Annotated in this window: 16 protein-coding genes and 1 riboswitch; of the genes, 9 read left to right on the top strand and 7 right to left on the bottom strand. The window is 66.2% G+C overall.

Annotated features, from left to right (window positions below):
- Positions 1-5: 5 nt before the first annotated feature.
- Positions 6-1,346, top strand: coding sequence for a type VII secretion-associated serine protease mycosin (mycP, locus tag ADBZ9O_RS26665; protein ID WP_526526134.1), 1,341 nt, complete (start codon positions 6-8; stop codon positions 1,344-1,346).
- A 13-nt stretch (positions 1,347-1,359) separates the two neighbouring features.
- On the opposite strand, the gene ADBZ9O_RS26660 is transcribed toward mycP, so the two are convergent.
- Positions 1,360-1,767 (bottom strand): TIGR03667 family PPOX class F420-dependent oxidoreductase, encoded by a 408-nt coding sequence (locus tag ADBZ9O_RS26660; protein ID WP_526526133.1) that lies wholly within the window; start codon positions 1,765-1,767, stop codon positions 1,360-1,362.
- Between the two features lie 22 nt (positions 1,768-1,789).
- Between ADBZ9O_RS26660 and ADBZ9O_RS26655 the strand changes: the two genes are divergently transcribed.
- Positions 1,790-2,434, top strand: a complete 645-nt coding sequence (locus ADBZ9O_RS26655; RefSeq protein ID WP_526526132.1) for a nitroreductase family protein — start codon at positions 1,790-1,792, stop codon at positions 2,432-2,434.
- Positions 2,435-2,518: 84 nt separating this feature from the next.
- On the opposite strand, the gene ADBZ9O_RS26650 is transcribed toward ADBZ9O_RS26655, so the two are convergent.
- A complete protein-coding gene (locus ADBZ9O_RS26650; protein ID WP_526526130.1) occupies positions 2,519-2,983 on the bottom strand; it encodes a tRNA (cytidine(34)-2'-O)-methyltransferase in 465 nt (154 codons plus the stop codon).
- 269 nt (positions 2,984-3,252) lie between these two features.
- Between ADBZ9O_RS26650 and ADBZ9O_RS26645 the strand changes: the two genes are divergently transcribed.
- The 5 genes from ADBZ9O_RS26645 to ADBZ9O_RS26625 are packed head-to-tail and all read left to right on the top strand — an operon-like array spanning position 3,253 to position 8,120.
- Entirely contained in the window at positions 3,253-6,216 is a 2,964-nt protein-coding gene (locus ADBZ9O_RS26645) for a sensor histidine kinase (RefSeq protein ID WP_526526129.1), read from the top strand.
- On the top strand, positions 6,213-6,629 hold the full coding sequence (locus ADBZ9O_RS26640; protein WP_526526127.1) for a roadblock/LC7 domain-containing protein: 417 nt from the start codon (positions 6,213-6,215) through the stop codon (positions 6,627-6,629). Before ADBZ9O_RS26645 ends, ADBZ9O_RS26640 begins: the two co-directional genes overlap by 4 nt.
- A 6-nt stretch (positions 6,630-6,635) precedes the next feature.
- Positions 6,636-7,010, top strand: coding sequence for a DUF742 domain-containing protein (locus tag ADBZ9O_RS26635; RefSeq protein ID WP_526526125.1), 375 nt, complete (start codon positions 6,636-6,638; stop codon positions 7,008-7,010).
- Positions 6,991-7,569 (top strand): GTP-binding protein, encoded by a 579-nt coding sequence (locus tag ADBZ9O_RS26630; protein WP_526526124.1) that lies wholly within the window; start codon positions 6,991-6,993, stop codon positions 7,567-7,569. Before ADBZ9O_RS26635 ends, ADBZ9O_RS26630 begins: the two co-directional genes overlap by 20 nt.
- Positions 7,569-8,120: a pentapeptide repeat-containing protein gene (locus ADBZ9O_RS26625; RefSeq protein WP_526526122.1), complete on the top strand. Its 552-nt coding sequence runs from the start codon at positions 7,569-7,571 to the stop codon at positions 8,118-8,120. The genes ADBZ9O_RS26630 and ADBZ9O_RS26625 overlap by 1 nt, the downstream gene beginning before the upstream one ends.
- Before the next feature lie 9 nt (positions 8,121-8,129).
- Here the strand turns inward: ADBZ9O_RS26625 and ADBZ9O_RS26620 are convergent, their stop codons facing one another.
- Entirely contained in the window at positions 8,130-10,775 is a 2,646-nt protein-coding gene (locus ADBZ9O_RS26620; protein WP_526526121.1) for an FHA domain-containing protein, read from the bottom strand.
- Positions 10,776-10,843: 68 nt separating this feature from the next.
- Complete coding sequence (locus ADBZ9O_RS26615) at positions 10,844-11,986, bottom strand: NADH:flavin oxidoreductase (RefSeq protein ID WP_526526120.1); 1,143 nt, start codon at positions 11,984-11,986, stop codon at positions 10,844-10,846.
- 27 nt (positions 11,987-12,013) lie between these two features.
- Here ADBZ9O_RS26615 and ADBZ9O_RS26610 point away from each other — a divergent pair, with 27 nt between their 5' ends.
- Together ADBZ9O_RS26610 and ADBZ9O_RS26605 are read left to right on the top strand one after the other, a co-directional pair.
- On the top strand, positions 12,014-12,862 hold the full coding sequence (locus ADBZ9O_RS26610; RefSeq protein WP_526526118.1) for a bifunctional methylenetetrahydrofolate dehydrogenase/methenyltetrahydrofolate cyclohydrolase: 849 nt from the start codon (positions 12,014-12,016) through the stop codon (positions 12,860-12,862).
- Complete coding sequence (locus ADBZ9O_RS26605) at positions 12,859-13,140, top strand: DUF3017 domain-containing protein (RefSeq protein ID WP_526526116.1); 282 nt, start codon at positions 12,859-12,861, stop codon at positions 13,138-13,140. The genes ADBZ9O_RS26610 and ADBZ9O_RS26605 overlap by 4 nt, the downstream gene beginning before the upstream one ends.
- Here ADBZ9O_RS26605 and ADBZ9O_RS26600 read toward each other — a convergent pair.
- The 3 genes from ADBZ9O_RS26600 to ADBZ9O_RS26590 are packed head-to-tail and all read right to left on the bottom strand — an operon-like array spanning position 13,137 to position 16,380.
- Entirely contained in the window at positions 13,137-13,871 is a 735-nt protein-coding gene (locus ADBZ9O_RS26600; protein ID WP_526526115.1) for a class I SAM-dependent methyltransferase, read from the bottom strand. The genes ADBZ9O_RS26605 and ADBZ9O_RS26600 overlap by 4 nt on opposite strands.
- Positions 13,868-14,983 carry a homoserine O-acetyltransferase MetX gene (metX, locus tag ADBZ9O_RS26595; RefSeq protein WP_526533534.1) on the bottom strand — a complete coding sequence of 372 codons (1,116 nt, stop codon included), beginning with the start codon at positions 14,981-14,983 and terminating at the stop codon, positions 13,868-13,870. The genes ADBZ9O_RS26600 and metX overlap by 4 nt, the downstream gene beginning before the upstream one ends.
- Positions 14,984-15,018: 35 nt before the next feature.
- Positions 15,019-16,380, bottom strand: coding sequence for a bifunctional o-acetylhomoserine/o-acetylserine sulfhydrylase (locus ADBZ9O_RS26590; RefSeq protein WP_526526114.1), 1,362 nt, complete (start codon positions 16,378-16,380; stop codon positions 15,019-15,021).
- A 146-nt stretch (positions 16,381-16,526) separates the two neighbouring features.
- A riboswitch (SAM riboswitch) is annotated at positions 16,527-16,660 on the bottom strand.
- Positions 16,661-16,752: the final 92 nt, after the last annotated feature.

The raw sequence follows: 16,752 nt of genomic DNA, 5'->3' as shown, positions 1-16,752 counted from the left end.
TCAGTGTGACCGTGACCGCGTTGATGCGCTGCGCCGCGGCCGCCGCAGCGATGCTGATGTGCGTCGCACCGGTACCGCAGGCAGTCGCGGTGCCACCGCCGGTGATCGACCCGGGCGCGTTACCGCCGGACGGTCCACCCGGCCCGTCGGCCCCGTTGGTGCAGACCCGGGCGTGCACAGCGACCGGGGTGCTGCCCGACACTGACCCGAGAACCATGTCAGCCGCCCAGGCCTTCATGAATCCCCCGTCGTTGTGGCCCGGCACCGGCCGTGGCGCCGGGGTGACGGTGGCAGTCGTCGACACCGGGGTGTCCCCGTCGGCCAGGCTGCCGCATCTTCGTGGTGGCGGCGACTATCAAGTCGCCGGAGGCGACGGTCTCACCGACTGCGACGCGCACGGCACGATCGTGGCGAGCATCATCGGCGGCGCGCCCGCGGCCTTCGACGGGTTCACCGGAATGGCACCCGACGCCGCCCTGATCTCGATCCGGGAGAACTCCGGCGCGTACAGCCTGCGGGACTTTCTCGGCCAGGAGGCGGCACGCAACGCTGCGTTGGACACCATGGCGCGCGCGGTCGTGCACGCGGCGAACACCGGTGCGGGCGTTATCAACATCTCGATAGGGACGTGCATCCCAGCCGGGCAACCGGCAGACCTCGCCGGACTGGGTGCTGCGCTGCGGTATGCCGCCGTGGACAAAGACGCGGTGATCGTCGTGGCTGCGGGCAACGTCGATGACCGCCGCTGCCACCAGAACCCCGATATCGATCCGGCCAAGCAGACCGATCCGCGTAACTGGAGCGGGGTGGTCACCGTCGACTCTCCGGCCGTGTTCTCCGACTACGTGCTCTCCGTCGCTGCCACCGATGCCACCTACCAACCCGCGACATATCTCAACGGCCAGGAGATGAGCCTGCGCGGCCCGTGGGTCGGGGTCGCGGCACCGGGGGTCTGGGTGCAGGGTTTCAACGATCAGGGCGAATTGATCAACGGCACAGCCAATTCCGAGACCGGTGAGCTCGGCACCATCAGTGGGACCAGTTTCGCCGCCGCCTACATTTCGGGGCTGGCCGCGCTGATGCGGGCGAAGTTCCCCGAGCTGACCGCTGCGGGAGTGATCCAGAAAATCGAGTCCACCGCCCACACGCCGCTCGGGGTTCTCACCAACCGGATGGGCCACGGCGTCGTCGACCCGCACGCGGCAATGGCCGGCGATCCGCTGCCCGCCGAGACGCCGCCCGTGGCCACCCCGCCCCGCACCACCAGACACAAGGAGCTGGGCCTGTTGGTGATCGGCGCCATCATCGCGGTAGGCCTGGTCTACAGCCGGGCCCGTCAGCGGTGATCAGGACGCGCACCTAAGACGGGGTCGTCCACACCTTGTCGATGCTGATCTTGAGTCGCGTGCTGAACCTCGACATGGTCTCGGTCAGGCCGAACCGATCCGACAGCGCACCGAACTTCGCCCAGTACGGTTCGTCCTCGCGGCAGTCCACACCGGTCGCATCCACCGTCGCGGTACCGCCGATCACGATGACACCCCCGCCGCTACCGTCGGAGTCGAGGTTGAGGCTCACCTGCGGGTGCCGCCCGATATGGGCCACCTTCGCGGCGCCCGGCTCGGTGTAGACGAACAGGTCCGAGCCGTCGAAGTAGAACCAGATCAGTTTGGGCACGGGCTGGCCAGATTTCGCCACCGTGGTCAGCCACCCGTACTGGGCGTCGGTGAGGTGGGTGGAAACCTCTTGTGTCAGTTCGGCAGTCATGACGCGAATGTAGTCTCCAAATATGGCCCTCAACCTCAGTGTCGACGAAGTCCTGACCACCACCCGATCTGTGCGCAAACGCCTCGACTTCGAGAAGCCGGTATCGCGCGAACTGGTGATGGAGTGTCTCGAGTTGGCGCTGCAGGCGCCGACCGGGTCCAACGCTCAGGGCTGGCAGTGGGTGTTCGTCGAGGATCCCGCGAAGAAGAAGGCCATCGCCGATATCTACCTCGCGAACGCCACCGAATACCTGGATATGCCGAAGCCGGAGTACGCCGAAGGGGACAGCCGCGGCGAGCGGATGGGTCTGGTCACCGATTCCGCGAAATATCTTGCCGAGCATATGCACGAGGCGCCGGTGCTGCTGGTGCCCTGCCTTGAGGGCAGCATCAAACTGGCGAATGCGATGAGTGCGGGTTTCTGGGGTTCGCTGTTACCGGCCGTCTGGAGCTTCAACTTGGCGCTGCGTTCGCGTGGCCTCGGGTCCTGCTGGACGACGCTGCACCTGGCCAACGACGGTGAGCGCAAGGTGGCGGAGATCCTCGGCATTCCGTACGAGAGGTACCGCCAAGCCGGGCTGTTCCCGATCGCCTACACCAAGGGCACCGACTTCAAGCTGGCCAAACGGCTGCCCGCCGATCAGGTCACCCACTGGGATACCTGGTAGGTCGGAGTTACGCATCGAGTCAGAGCTGGCTGCGAGAAAGTGCGAGTAGCGATCGCACTGAGCTCTGACTCGACGGCTGAGCTGCTACACGGCGCCGGCGAAGCCGTGTTGGCGCCACGCCTCGTACACCACAATCGCCGCCGCATTCGACAGGTTCAGCGACCGGCGTCCCGCGAGCATCGGGATCCGCAACCGCTCGGTGATATGGGGATCGGCGAGAGTATCGGCGTCCAGACCCGTCGGCTCGGGGCCGAACATCAAGACATCACCGGGTAGGTAGCCGACATCGGTGAATGGCGTGCTGGCGTGGGCGGTGAACGCGAACACGCGGTCGGGGGCCAGCGCATCCCATGCGGCTGGCAGCGACGGATGCACCGTCACCGAAGCGAGGTCGTGATAGTCCAGTCCGGCCCGCCGCAACTTGGGTTCGGACAGGTCAAAGCCGAGGGGCTCGACCAGATGCAACTCGACGCCCGTCGCAGCGACCATTCGGATGGCATTACCGGTATTGGGCGCGATACGTGGTGAGTAGAACATCAGCCGGAACATGTACCGATGATGTCAGTACGGGACGGCTGACTTTGCTAGGAGAGTGTTTGGCCTGGTTATTGACGCGGCCGTGGGATCTATCTGTTCAGTAACAACTCTGGAACCGCTCGTCAGGGACTGTCATACTGCTCGGATTGCCAGGCGAATTGCGCCCGGTCGTATCGTCGACGGGTCACATGAGCAGGAAGTCCTATGAGCGAGACGACAGCACAAACTAACAGCGACGCGTTCGGGTCCGACAGCACAACACCGGGCCCGACCCTGTGACTTTGTTTGATCCCCCCGCGGGCGACCAACCCCAGGCGGCCCCGGCTGTGCCCCAGAGTCCCTCTGCGCCACGGCCGGTGAAGCGCCCGGGCCGGTTGGCGGTGTCGAACTGGCCGGTCCGGTGGAAAGTCGTCGCGATCGCCTTGGTGCCACTGCTGTTGGCCGCGGTGTTTGGTGGTGTCCGGATTTACAGCAGTATCACCGAAGCCCGCACGCTCAGTGTCGCCGCGGATCGCGCGAAACTGGTGCCCGATATCAACGCGTACATGGCGGCGCTGGAGAACGCCTTGGTCACCGACGCAGCCGGTGGCGACAACGCGAACGCGGTCGCCGACTACACCGCCCGCAAAGCGGATCTGCAGCAGAGCTTGGACACCACCGACCCGCAGTCCGATGTCCGGTTGGCGGTGACCACGCTGATCAACTACGGCACCGATCTGATGGGCCGGGTCGCCAACAAGCAGGTCGACCTGTTGCAACAGGTGAGCATTTTCGCGCCGTTGTTGCTGACCGCCGAGACGGCGATCACCGGGTCGGTGCGGGTCGATGACGAGACCCTGCGACTCCAGGCCGAAGGGCTGTCCCGGGCGGTGGGTGCCCGCGGTCAGATGGCCATGCAGAGAATGCTCGTCGAGCGTGGTGGCGATCTTCCCGAGCCCGCTCTGCGGTTGCGGATGATCGGACTCGCCGGTACCGAGCCGTCGACGGTGACCGGGATGAGCCAACTACTCGGCGGCGCGTCGGAAAAGGCCGGCACGTTGCGCTCGGAGCTGGTGCAACGGCAGACGTTGTTATCGGATCCTGAAGCGCAATTGGTGGCCAACCCGCAGCTGCTGGAGTCCATCCAGACCACCGATCAGATCGCCCAGGATCTGATCAACTCCACCACGTCGACGATCACCAGCTCCGTTGATGCCGAGGCGGCTCACCAGCGCAGCAACGCGATTCGAGACGCCGTCGTCGTTCTCGCCGCCATCCTGTTCGTGCTGGTCATCGTGTTTGTGGTGGCTCGGTCATTGATTCGACCGCTACGCACCCTGCGCGACAGCGCACTGAAGATCGCTCACGAGGACCTGACTCAGGAAATCGAGCGGGTCAAGGCCGGCGACGAACGCGAGCCGGACCCGCTGCCCATCCACACCACTGAGGAAATCGGCCAGGTGGCCCATGCGGTGGACGAACTGCATACCCAGGCGCTGCTGCTCGCCGGTGACGAGGCCCGCCTGCGGGTGATGGTCAACGATATGTTCGAAACCATGTCCCGGCGGAACAAAACGCTTGTGGACCAACAACTTTCGCTGATCGATCGGTTGGAGCGCAACGAGCAGGACCCGGAGCGGCTCGACAGCCTGTTCCGGTTGGACCACCTCGCCACCCGGATGCGGCGAAACGGCGCGAACCTGCTTGTGCTCGCGGGTGCCCAGGTCTCTCGCGACCAGGCCGCCGCGGTTCCCCTGGCATCGCTGATCAACGCGGCGGCCTCCGAGGTCGAGGACTATCAACGGGTCGAAACCGGCGCGGTGCCCGACGCATCAATGCTCGGTTCGGTGGCGGGTGACGCTGTGCATCTACTGGCCGAGCTGATCGATAACGCGCTGCGGTATTCGCCGCCGTCGGAGCAGGTGCGGGTGACCGCGGTGCACACCAGCGACGGCGGCATGTTGATCGACGTCGACGACGCCGGGCTCGGGATGACCGAGGCCGATCTGCGGATCGCCAATATGCGGCTCAACGCCGGCGGCGAGGTCAGCCCCGACAACACCAGGCATATGGGTCTGTTCGTGGTCGGCAGGTTGGCCCGCCAGCACGATATGTATGTCCGGTTGCTTGCACCGGCCAGTGGTTCTGGCACCACCGCGCAGCTCTATGTACCGCCCGGGCTCTGGGAGGGCGCAGCGGTACCGTCCGCAACGCCGGAGTCGCCCGAGGACGTCGCGGTAGCGGATGACGTCGAAGATGTTGCGGCCGAAGATGTTGCGGCCGAAGATATTGCGGCCGAAGAGCCGACCGTCTCACCTGCCGCTGCCGATCAGGTTGAGGTCCCGGTATCGCTGTTCGAGTCGGCCGGACCCATTCTGGACGCGTCGGTGACGCTGTTACCGCGCCGCAGTCCCGGCTCGAGCGGGATCACCGGCGTGCCTGCGGACAACCCCTTCCAGGAAGCTGCCCCCGCTGCACCGTCGGGCAAACGGCCCCTGCCGGTGCCGTGGTGGATGGAGTCCGAATCCGAGCAGGCAGAGCAGCCGTCCGACGAGACTCCTGCGGACGAAACTCCGGTAGAGGTACCGCCCACACCGGAGGCGCCGGCGAATACATCCGGATTCTTCGCCTCCCGAAGGCGTGCACGGCAGGAGGCCGCTCAGGCGGCCGAGTCAGTCGCCGTACCCGAGGCAACGCCGGAACCGGAGCCGGAACCTGAGCCGCAACCTGAGCCCGTATACGTGCCCGATGACCTCGTCGACACCATCTCGATCGATATCAGCGATATGAACCGGCTGGCCGCCGAAATGTCGGCACCCCACTCGACCAGTTCCGGGCCCGACTGGATTTACCAGAACATGGTCAACGAGTGGCTCGTCAATCCCGATGAGATCGATGCGCAGCCGCAGGACTGGAAATCGGTGTGGGACAACGGTTGGGCGGCCGCCGAGGAGGCCGAGAGCAAGCCCGTCGAATCGCATACCGAGCAGGGTCTGCCGATGCGTGCCCCCGGAGCCAGGCTGATTCCCGGTGGAACAGCTAACGTCGCAGCTGGTGGTCTCCGCAACCGCGGGCCCAACGAGGAGAACGGGGTAGCATCGAACGGCGGCGCCCACCTCGGCCCGGACGTTTCGGAGACGGGGGAGCCGCAGGCTCCTGAACGCGACCCCGACGCGATCCGCACCTCGATGAGCAACCATTTCGGGGGTGTGCGTGCGGCACGGTCGCAGGCTCGCAACTCAACTCAAGGACTCGATCACGAATGAGCGTGCCAGGTTCGTCGCAGGAGAATCCTCATGACTGGCTGGTGTCGCGGTTCGCCCGTGACATCCCCGGCGTCGCACACGCCGTGCTGGTATCGGTCGACGGGCTGCTGATCGCGGCCAGTGAGCATCTACCCCCCGAGCGGGCTGATCAACTGGCTGCGGTGACCTCGGGGCTGGCCAGCCTCTCGGCTGGTGCCGCCCAATTGTTCGACGGCGGCCGCGTGCTGCAATCGGTCGTCGAAATGGACCACGGTTACGTGTTGATCATGCAGGTCGGCGACGGCAGCCAGCTGGCCACCCTGGCGTCGAAGACATGCGATATCGGCCAGGTCGGCTACGAGATGGCCCTGCTCGTCGAACGGGTCAGCGGTGTCGTCCAGTCGACCAGACGCCGCGCCGCATCCCATTCGTAGGCCGCCATGGATAGACCAGAACGCCCGTCACCCGCCCATGAGGCGAATCTGGTCCGACCGTATACATTGACCGCCGGGCGAACCGATACGACTGTCGATCTCCCATTGGAAGCACCGATACAAGCGTTGCAGTCCGCGCTTTTTCACCGGTGGCCACAGAACGACCTGCGAGGCAAGATCATTCAGCTGTGCATCAAGAGCCCGTCTGTGGCCGAGATCTCGGCGCGCCTGGATGTTCCTCTCGGTGTGGCCCGTGTCCTGGTCGGTGATCTGGTCACGTCGGGATACCTTCGTGTGCAGACAACCTTGACCGACCGCTCCACCCAGGACGAACGACGCGAACTCATAGGAAGGACACTCCGTGGCCTACGCGCACTCTGAGAGGCGTGACGCGGCGTCGACCAAAATCGTCATCGCGGGCGGGTTCGGTGTCGGCAAGACCACCTTCGTCGGGACGGTGTCGGAGATCATGCCGCTGCGGACCGAGGCGATGGTCACCAACGCCTCTGACGGTGTCGACGGCCTCGACGCCACCCCGGCCAAATCGACCACCACGGTCGCGATGGATTTCGGCCGGATCACCCTCGACGAAGATCTGGTGCTGTACCTGTTCGGGACACCCGGTCAGCGTCGGTTCTGGTTCATGTGGGATGACCTCGTGCACGGCGCCATCGGAGCGATCGTCCTGGTCGATACGCGTCGCCTGCAGGACAGTTTCGCGGCGGTCGACTTCTTCGAAGACCGCAAGATCCCATTCGTCGTCGCGGTCAACGAATTCGACGGTGCGCAGCGCTACCCGGCCGACGAGGTGCGTAAGGCGTTGTCCCTGGCCGAGCATGTCCCGGTGATCGGTGTCGATGCCCGTGACCGCAACTCGGCCAAAGAGGCGTTGATCGCCATCAGCGAGTACGCGCTGGAGACTTTGTCTGCCGCAGGCTGATGGAAAGCTGGGCTGACCAGGAGTTCGTCGAGCGCGAATTCCACGACGAAGACCTTGGCGGGCTGCACACCGAGCGTGTCGTCTTCGATGGATGCGATTTTTCCGGGGTGAACCTGTCCGAATCCGTGCACGTCGGTAGCGCGTTCCGCAACTGCAAATTCGAGCGGGCCACGCTGTGGCACAGCACATTCACCAACTGCAGCATGATGGGCTCGGTCTTCGTCAACTGCCGGCTGCGGCCTGCGAAATTCGACGAGGTGGACTTCACGCTGGCGGTGCTCGGCGGGGCTGATCTGCGCGGGGTGGATCTGAGCGGGTGTCGCATGCGGGAGGTGTCGCTGGTGGAGGCAGACCTGCGCAAGGCGGTGCTGCGGGGTGCTGACCTGTCCGGTGCGCGCACCGTCGGCGCTCGGTTTGACGACGCCGATCTTCGCGGTGCGCGCATTGATCCATCGCTGTGGGTCAGCGCGAAGCTAAGCGGCGCCAGGATCGATATCGCCCAGGGTTTGGCCTTCGCCGCCGCTCACGGTCTGGACGTGCACGGGGAGTAAACCCACGAGCTACGCCCTGGGGAGCCGGATCTTCCAGCGGACGAAACCGGTGTAGAAGATGCAGAGCGCTACCAAGATGCCCATGTCGAGCAGCCAGGCCGACGACGTGTGCTTCCAGTGCGGATCGTCGGGCAGCAGCGGCGGCGGTACCAGTCGAGTCAGGTCAACCGTTGACGCCGAAGTGGCGAAGCCCCAGCGCGCCGGTGTCACCCACGACAACTGGTCGAGCACCACGCGGCCCGTCACCGGGATCAGGCCGCCGGAGAACACCAGCTGCGACATGATCGCGACGACGAGTAGCGGCATGATCTGCTCGGCGGACTTGGCCAGCGCCGAGAGCGCGAGCCCGGTCATGGCCGCGGCCACACACGTTGCGGCAATGTCGACGAACAACTCGAGGGTTCGGCCGCTCAGGAAGGCTCCGGAGTCGACGGCGCCTTCACCCCAGCCCTTGCCCACGACCGTGATGGTGGTGACGATGATCGACTGGACGATGGCGAACGCTGTGAACACCGCGATCTTGGCCAGCAGATAGGCGGTCGTGGAGAGCCCGACGGCCTGCTCGCGCAGGAAGATCGTCTTCTCGCCGATCAGCGCACGGATGGTCAGCGCCGTGCCCATGAAGATGGCACCGACGTTGAGCATCACCAGGATCTGGCCCGCCTCGTTGGGCGAGGCACCGCCCTGGATTGCAGGGATCGGCAGACCGAATCCGACGCTGGCTCCGTCCTTACCGCCACCGGGGACCGACAGTGACAGCACACCCATGATGAACGGCAGGAACAGCAGGAACGCCGAATAACCCCGATCGGACACGATGAGTCTGACCTGGCGCCTGGCGATCGTGAAGAGCTGCCGCTTGATGCTGGTCTTGGCGGGTTTACCCAGGTCGACGGCCTGTTTCGACGGCGGCTCGGGTGGGACCGGTGGGGCGGTGGCCAGGTAGCGGCGACTCGCCTCGTCGGGGTCACCGGCCACCGTGCTGAAGATGTCGGCCCAGTTGGTGGTGCCCAGCCGCGCCCCGATCTGACTCGGCGGCCCGTAGAAGGCGGTCTTGCCGCCCGGCGCAAGCAGCAACACCTGATCGCACACGTCGAGGTAGGTCAGGGAGTGCGTCACCACCAGCACGACACGTCCGGCGTCGGCCAGCTGACGCAGCATCGTCATCACCTGGCGGTCGAGTGCGGGATCCAGGCCCGAGGTGGGTTCGTCCAGGATCAGCAGGGACGGACCGGTCAGCAGCTCCATGGCCACGGACGCACGTTTGCGCTGACCGCCGGAGAGCTTGTCGACGCGGGTGTCCAGGTGCTTGGTCATCTCGAGTTCCTCGAGGACCTGCATGACGACCTGTTCCCGGTCGTCCTTGTTGGTGTCGGGCGGCAGTCGCAGTTCGGCGGCGTACATCAGTGCCTGCCGGACGGTGAGCTGGCCGTGCACCACATCGTCCTGGGGCACCATGCCGATCCGGGACCGCAGCGAGGCGTACTCGGCGTGCACGTCGTGGCCCTCGAACGTGATGGTGCCGCTGGTCGGGTGTGTCAGGCCGGCGACCTGGCGCGCAAACGTCGACTTACCGGCACCGGACGGGCCGATGACGGCAGTGAGCGTGCCGGGCCTGGCGTCGATCGAGATGTTGTCCAGCAGCGTCTTGGTGCCCTCGATGGTCCAGGTGAGGCTGCGTACCTCGAGGCCGCCGGTGCGGGTCGCGACGTCGGATTCGTTGCGGCGGGCCAGCGTGCCGCCGGTGAAGATGAGGTCGATATTGCCGATGGTGACGACATCGCCGTCTTTGAGGATCGCCGAGTCGACGCGGGAACCGTTGACGAACGTCCCGTTGATGCTGCGGTTGTCGAGGATCTCCGTGCCGCCCGGCGACGGGATCAAGGTGGCGTGATGACGCGAGGCCAGCACGTCGGGGATGACGATGTCGTTGTCGGTGGCGCGACCGATCTTGGTCGACCCCGTCGGCACGTCCGCGGGCCGGCCGGGCCGCAGGATCTTGAGCATGCTGGTCGCGAGGTTTCCGTCGCCGCCCGATTTCTGGGCGGGCGGGATGGCCATCGGGCCCATCTGGGTGGGCATATTGCCCGCTGATGGCGGGGCCGGCGGTGGGGTCGGCTGCGACGTGCTGGGCGGATAACCCGTCTGCGGGCGCGCGCCCGTCGGGTAGGGCGGGGCGCTCGACGGGTAGGTCTGCGGTCGCGAAGGCGTGGCCGCAGATGGCGGTCCTTGGTGCCACGCGGTGCCGGCGGTGGGGTAGGCGGGCTGCTGCTGCGAAGGCGGATAAGCGGTACGTCCGGTAACAGGTACCGCGGCGGTGGGCGGGGGACGTCCGATGCTGCCGGTGTCGTGACCCAGCTCGAAGGCGATCCGCGGGCCGTCCGGATTGCCGATATTGATGGCCGTGGAGTCATTGAGATCGACGGTGGACACCCGCCGGTTGTTGACGAACATGCCGTTGAGCGACCCGTTGTCGATCGCCATCCACCGGCCCTGTTCGAACCGCAGCACCAGGTGAGCGCGCGAAATCAGCGGGTGGGCGATACGGACGTCGGCGCGCAGGTCACGCCCGACGACGACGTCGTGGCCAGCTGCGAAAGTGCGCTGGGACCCTTCGTATCGAACGGTCAACGCGGGTGCGGCTGGACGGCTCATCGACGCCAACTCTAACGGTAGTGACCCGTGGATCGCGCTTGCCGCCGTGCGTTTTGACTGTTCTGTGATCAGTCCGGTGCGCCGGTCAGCACGCAATGGGTGTGGCTGTAGATCGTCATCATGCAGTCGTTGGTGTGGGTACAGACCGACGTCACCGTGTGCGCGTCGCCGTCGTCGCGAATCCGGTTGAGCAGATCCGGTTCGGCGAGCAGAGCCCGACCCATGGCGATGAAGTCGAATCCCTCGGCCATCGCCAGGTCCATCGACGCGCGGTTGGTGATCCCGCCAAGCAGGATCAGCGGCATGCTCAGCTCGGCGCGGAACAGCTTGGCATCGCCGAGCAGGTAGACGTCGTGGTAGGGGTATTCGCGCATGATGCCCGCCATCGCAGGGACGTCCTTGCCTGGCGCGCCGCCGCGGAACATGTACATCGGGTTGACCAGCGAGCTGCCCGCGGTGAGCTCGATCGCGTCCAGGCAACCGTCGTCCTGTAACCACCTGGCCGTCTGCAAAGACTCTTCGACCGTGATGCCACCGTCCACCCCGTCGGCCATATTCAGCTTGGCGGTCACCGCGACACGGCCCCCGCCGTGTTCGTCGACGGTCCGGCGGACCGCCTGGACCACGGCACGGGCAACCCGGGCGCGGTTGGCCAGCGAGCCGCCGAACTGGTCGTCGCGGCGGTTGAGCAGCGGGCTGAGGAACGCGCTGCAGAAATAGTTGTGCCCGAGATGCACTTCGATGCTGTCGAACCCGGCGTCGATGGCGTACCGCGCCGCGGTGGCATGTGCCTCGATCACCTCGGCGATATCGTCGGCCGTCGCCGCCCGGAACAGCTTGTGACTCATCGGCGCCAGTGCCTCGACGCCGTTGGAGCGGGCATCGGCGACGGGACCGGCGTGGGCGATCTGCGCGGCGATGGCCGCACCCTCGGCGTGGATGGCATCGGTCAGGCGTTGCAACCCAGGGACCGCTTCCGGTCGCATCCAGATCACCTTGCTCTGCGTGCGGCCACCGGGGGTGACGGCCAGGTAGGCCACCGTGGTCATCCCGAGCCCGCCCGCGGCGGGTTTGCGGTGGTAGTTGATCAGCTCGTCGGTGACCAGCGACTCGGGTGTGGCTGCCTCGAAGGTGGCGGCTTTGATGATCCGGTTGCGCAGGGTCAGCGGCCCGAGGGCGGCGGGACTGAACACATCTGGGGGGCTGTCCACCGGTCGAACTCTGCCAGAATGGATGGCGTGGCAGCGACAGTTTTGGACGGTAAGGCGACGCGCGACGAGATTTTCGTCGATCTGAAGGAACGGGTCACTGCGCTCACGGCGCAGGGACGCACACCCGGCCTCGGCACGATCCTGGTTGGTGACGACCCCGGCTCGCAGGCCTACGTGCGCGGCAAGCACGCCGATTGCGCGAAGGTCGGCATCAATTCGATCCGCCGCGACCTGCCCGCCGATATCAGCGCGGCCGCCCTCGATGAAACCATCGATGAACTCAACGCCAATCCCGAGTGCACCGGTTACATCGTGCAGTTGCCGTTGCCCAAGCATCTGGACGAGAACGCCGCGCTGGAACGCGTCGACCCCGATAAGGACGCAGACGGGCTGCACCCGACCAACCTCGGCAGGCTGGTCCTGGGTAAGACGGCCCCACTGCCGTGCACGCCGCGCGGCATCGTGCACCTGCTGCGGCGCTACGACGTCGAGATCGCCGGTGCCCATGTGGTGGTGATCGGCCGTGGCGTCACCGTCGGACGACCACTGGGACTGCTGCTGACCCGCCGTTCTGAAAATGCGACGGTTACCTTGTGCCACACCGGAACTCGCAATCTTCCTGAACTGACCCGGCAGGCCGATATCATCATCGCCGCGGTCGGGGTGCCGCATATGGTGACCGCCGATATGGTCCGGCCCGGTGCCGCGGTGGTGGATGTCGGGGTCAGCCGCGTTGAGGGCAAGCTGACCGGTGACGTGCACCCCGGCGTGTGGGATGTCGCCGGTCACGTCTCGCCGAACCCGGGCGGGGTGGGCCCGTTGACACGGGCCTTCCTGCTGACCAACGTCGTGGAAAGGGTGGAAAGCAGCCTGTGACCGTGCAGGCTGCGGTGCGCGCCCAGTGGCCGATCCTTGTGGTCGGGTTGGTCTTCGTGACCGCATTTGCCTTGGTAGCGGCCAACTTCTGGCGCCGAGGCTCACTGCTGATCGGGATCGGCGTCGGAGTGGCCGCCGCGTTGCGGCTGGTGCTGTCCGACGATCGGGCCGGGCTGTTGGTGGTCCGCAGCAAGGGCGTCGATTTCATGACGACCGCCGCGGTGGGTGCGGCAGTGATCTACACGGCCTGGACCATCGACCCGCTGGGCACCAGCTAGCCGGCCAGTTCGGCCCGCACACACACCGTCACATAGGGCAGAGCCAGACCGGTCGCGTTGGCGAGCGCGGGATGGGTGTTCAGTAGCTCCCGCACCCGCTCCAATGTCCTGTCGCGAACCTCGGTCGGGGAGGTGATGCAATAGCTGCGTGAGGCCACCAGATCGATAACTGCTTGCGGCGTGAGGTAATTCGTCCACTCCACCAGATGACGCTCCTGGCTCGCGAAGGGGGCGGGCAGCGGCGTCTGATAGGTGAACGGATCGACCTCGCGGCCGATGATCCGGCCGAGGTCCCTGACCCAGCCGAGCCGCTCGTCGCGGTTGTTCCACACCAGGCCCAGGCGTCCGCCGGGGCGCAGCACCCTGGCCACTTCAGGGATGGCCCGCGCAGGATCCACCCAGTGCCAGGCCTGGCCCACCAACACCGCATCCACGCTGTTGTCGGCCAGCGGGATCTCCTCGGCGGTGCCCAGCAGTGCCGGGGTGTCGGGCAGCGAGGTGCTCAGCACTTCCAGCATTTCGGCAATCGGGTCCACGGCGATGACGTCGAGTCCGCGCTCGACCAATCTGGCAGTCAGCTTGCCGGTACCTGCGCCCAGATCGAGCACCGTGTGGGCGTGCGACGGCAGCAGCCAATCAATGGCCTCCGGCGGGTAGGACGGTCTGCCTCGCTCGTAGGCCGAAGCTTCCGACCCGAAGGACAGTGAACGCTCCTGGCGTGAGCGGGTCACCGGGCCGCCAGCTCAAGGGTCTGGCGAACCAGGACACCGACGGCGTCGGATTCCACCAGGAACCCGTCGTGGCCGTATATCGACTCCACCACGTTGAGGCCCGAACAGCCCGGCAGCAGGTCGGCCAGCTCCTGTTGCAGACGCAATGGGTAGAGCCGATCGGAAGTGATCCCGCCGACCACGACGGGCAGCGGACACGACCGCAACGCCGCTGCCACCCCGCCCCGGCCGCGGCCGACGTCGTGGCTGGACAACGCCTCGGAGAGAATCACGTAGCTTCCCGCATCGAATCGTCCAACAAGCTTTGCGCCCTGGTATTCCAGGTAGCTCTGCACGGCATAACGGCCACCGGACAGCGGATCCTCATCGCCCTGGGCTTCATTGGCGAACCGCGTGTCCAATTCGGCTTCACCGCGGTAGGTCAGGTGGGCGAACCGCCGTGCGATCTCCAGGCCGGCCTCCGGGACGACGCCGGTGCCGTGGTAGTCGCCGCCCTGCCAGTCAGGGTCGGCTTTGATGGCCGCGATCTGGGTGCTCTGGGTGCCGATTTGGTCGGCGGTAGCCCGCGCACCGACGGCCAGTACCAGCGCCGCCCGCGCCGAATCGGGGTGGCCGACAACCCATTCCAACGCGCGCGCCCCGCCCATAGAACCACCGACCACGGCGGCGACCTGGGTGATGCCCAGCGCGCGCAAGGCCGCCAAGTCGGCCGCTACCTGGTCTCGGATCGACACCAGCGGGAACCGTGAGCCCCACGGTTTACCGTCGCGGGCCAATGAACTGGGCCCGGTGGAGCCACGGCAACCGCCGAGCACATTGGTGGAAATCGCACACCACCGGTCAGTGTCGATCGGTGCGCCGGGACCGGCGACACCGTCCCACCAGCCCGGTGTCGGGTGGCCGGGCCCCGCCGGGCCGGTGATATGTGAATCACCGGTCAGGGCGTGCAGGACGATGACAACGTTGTCGCGGTTGGGCGAGAGCTCACCCCAGCGTTGGACTGCGATGCTGACATCGTCGAGCACCACGCCGCTTTCCAGCGTCAGCGGGCCGATATCGACCACGCCGATCTCGCCTTCGGCGGGCAAGGTGGCGATGCGCTCGTCTGAGATGCGTTCGTCGGACAGGGTCACAGGGATCTGCCTTCTCAAAAGGCCGCCACGGCATGCGGATCGGCTACCTTGGCCTCACCCACCGCCGCCGTCCCGACTGAGCTGGCCGCGGTGAATCCCTGTTCCAGATCGGCGAGGATATCGTCGATCCCTTCGATCCCGACCGCCAGCCGCACCAGACCCGGTGTCACACCGGTGGCGAGCTGCTCGGCGGGGGAGAGCTGAGCGTGCGTCGTCGACGCCGGGTGGATCACCAACGACCGGACATCTCCGATGTTGGCGACGTGGCTGTGCAGCGTCAGCGCATTGACGAACGCCTTGCCTGCGTCGATGCCGCCAGCCAGCTCGAATGCCAGCACAGCTCCGGTTCCCTTGGGCGCCAGCTTCTTTCCGAGCCCGTACCACGGCGACGTCGGCAGGCCCGCGTAATTGACCGACACCACGCCGTCGTGACCGCTGAGGAACTCTGCCACCGCCAAGGCATTGGAGACGTGCCGTTCGATGCGCAGGCTCAGCGTCTCCAAGCCCTGTGCGACCAGGAACGCGTTGAACGGCGCTGCCGCCGAACCGAGATCGCGCAGCAACTGCACGCGCGCCTTGAGTGCGTAGGCGGGCGGACCCAATTCGGCGAACACCACGCCGTGGTAACTGGGGTCCGGTGTGGTGAAACCGGGGTGGCGACCCTGCGTCCAGTCGAAGTTGCCGCTGTCGACGATCACGCCTGCGATTGCCGTGCCGTGCCCGCCGAGGTACTTGGTGGCCGAGTGCACGACGATGTCGGCACCGTGCGCGATCGGCTGGATCAGGTAGGGCGTCGCGATGGTGTTGTCGACGATCAGCGGTACGCCGTTCTCGTGGGCCACCGCCGAAACCCCGGGAATGTCGAGGATGTCGATCTGCGGGTTGGAGATGGTCTCACCGAAGAACGCCTTGGTGTTCGGTCGCACGGCCGCCCGCCACGAGTCCAGGTCGTCGGGATCCTCGACGAACGTGGTTTCGATGCCCAGCTTGGGCAACGTGTAGTGGAACAGGTTGTAGGTGCCGCCGTAGAGGCGCGGGCTGGACACGATGTGGTCGCCCGCGGCGGCCAGGTTCAAGATCGCGAAGGTTTCCGCGGCTTGTCCAGAGGCCAGGAACAATGCCGCCACGCCGCCTTCGAGCGCCGCGATGCGCTGCTCGACGACGTCCTGGGTCGGATTCATGATGCGGGTGTAGATGTTGCCCGGCTCGGCCAGGCCGAACAGCGCCGCCGCGTGGTCGGTATCGCGGAAGACATACGACGTGGTCTGGTAGATCGGCAGCGCCCTGGCGCTGGTCGCCGGGTCGGGTGACTGGCCGGCGTGGACCTGCTTGGTCTCGAAGGACCAGTTGACACTCGGATCGTCGGTGTTGGTCATATGGATGTTCTCCTGGGAAAACGCGGGTGTCGTAGGACAGCGACCGCGCGGAAGGGTGGATTTTTCGGGGTCAGCAGGTCAGCGACAACTGCACATAGTGGGCCTCCATCAGGTTTCCCTGTCTCCTCTGAGGGCCCGTTTTCCCGGGCCCGCGCTTGCCGTGTGGCCGCTCGCGTGAAACACGAGCGACCACTCAACCTGGTCAATCACCCGGGGCACCCCACCGCGGTTGGAGGGTTGCCGGCCAGCGAGCCGGGGCTTGACGCTGGCACTCATGACCGAGGCCCACGATATCGCAAACTGCTGTTCGTCTGCCAGTGGGTTCACAAGCCGGGAGGGTGGGGGTTTTCTGGACCCGTGTCGCACGTAGCG

Origin of the sequence: Mycobacterium sp. (assembly GCF_965229105.1) — a bacterium.
GTDB lineage: Bacteria > Actinomycetota > Actinomycetes > Mycobacteriales > Mycobacteriaceae > Mycobacterium.
Note: the sequence above shows the minus strand (reverse complement) of the source record. Positions and strands in the feature narration are given on the sequence as shown.

Excerpts from the sequence above, each read along its gene's own strand:
- ADBZ9O_RS26660 (WP_526526133.1), bottom strand. The coding sequence starts at position 1,767 with ATGACTGCCGAACTGACACAAGAGGTTTCCACCCACCTCACCGACGCC.
- ADBZ9O_RS26655 (WP_526526132.1), top strand. The coding sequence starts at position 1,790 with ATGGCCCTCAACCTCAGTGTCGACGAAGTCCTGACCACCACCCGATCT.
- ADBZ9O_RS26650 (WP_526526130.1), bottom strand. The coding sequence starts at position 2,983 with ATGTTCCGGCTGATGTTCTACTCACCACGTATCGCGCCCAATACCGGT.
- ADBZ9O_RS26640 (WP_526526127.1), top strand. The coding sequence starts at position 6,213 with ATGAGCGTGCCAGGTTCGTCGCAGGAGAATCCTCATGACTGGCTGGTG.
- ADBZ9O_RS26635 (WP_526526125.1), top strand. The coding sequence starts at position 6,636 with ATGGATAGACCAGAACGCCCGTCACCCGCCCATGAGGCGAATCTGGTC.
- ADBZ9O_RS26625 (WP_526526122.1), top strand. The coding sequence starts at position 7,569 with ATGGAAAGCTGGGCTGACCAGGAGTTCGTCGAGCGCGAATTCCACGAC.
- ADBZ9O_RS26620 (WP_526526121.1), bottom strand. The coding sequence starts at position 10,775 with ATGAGCCGTCCAGCCGCACCCGCGTTGACCGTTCGATACGAAGGGTCC.
- ADBZ9O_RS26590 (WP_526526114.1), bottom strand. The coding sequence starts at position 16,380 with ATGACCAACACCGACGATCCGAGTGTCAACTGGTCCTTCGAGACCAAG.